This is a genomic window from Psychrobacter sp. 1Y4 (assembly GCF_051847555.1).
In genome coordinates this window covers 1-616 of sequence record NZ_JBPYDE010000788.1, presented here as the reverse complement: position 1 = coordinate 616, position 616 = coordinate 1, and the positions used below count along the sequence as shown (strand labels likewise).

Sequence of the window (616 nt, the reverse complement as noted above, 5' to 3'; positions counted from 1 at the left end):
AGATAATCTGTGATGGATGAAACGAAAACAGTCCCGATATCTTACACAAAATTTGACGCCGATGTTAGCAGATTAGATGAATTATTGATTATCAAGCCTGAAAAATTTTTATGCTATAGTGAATCATTCGGTTTGAAATCAAACAAACCACTTTTTATTATTTGTATCATTTTTTATTTAAAAACTATCACCCACTTATTGCCATCACGAGCCGACTCCTCACTGAATTTATAGTCATTTCGCTATATAATAAACAGTCCCAACATCGTGCTTACGCTAATATTGAGATTTGACCATGACGCTAACTACTGAACAGTCCACCTCCCAAGCCCATACCAACGCTGTGCAAACGATCCTAAGCACGCTGACTGATACCCATCAATTTGACCCCGCCCAAATCAAAACTGACGCAGAGAGTCTAGAGCACTGGGGCAAAGACTGGACCAAGCACTTCGCCCCAGCAGCAGCAGCCATCGTCTTTCCAAAGACCACCGAACAAGTTCAAGCCATCGTCCTGCTGGCTAATGAGCATAACGTCGTCCTAACGCCTAGTGGTGGTCGTACCGGACTCTCTGCAGGCGCAGTTGCTGCCAATGGCGAGATTGTCGTCAGCATG

Annotated in this window: 1 protein-coding gene; it reads left to right on the top strand. The window is 44.0% G+C overall.

Annotation, left to right across the window (positions count from 1 at the left end; genetic code table 11):
* Nucleotides 1-295: 295 nt before the first annotated feature.
* Nucleotides 296-616, top strand: a 321-nt coding sequence (locus ACS8FC_RS18890; protein ID WP_439297919.1) for an FAD-binding oxidoreductase, incomplete at its 3' end; no start/stop codon positions are given.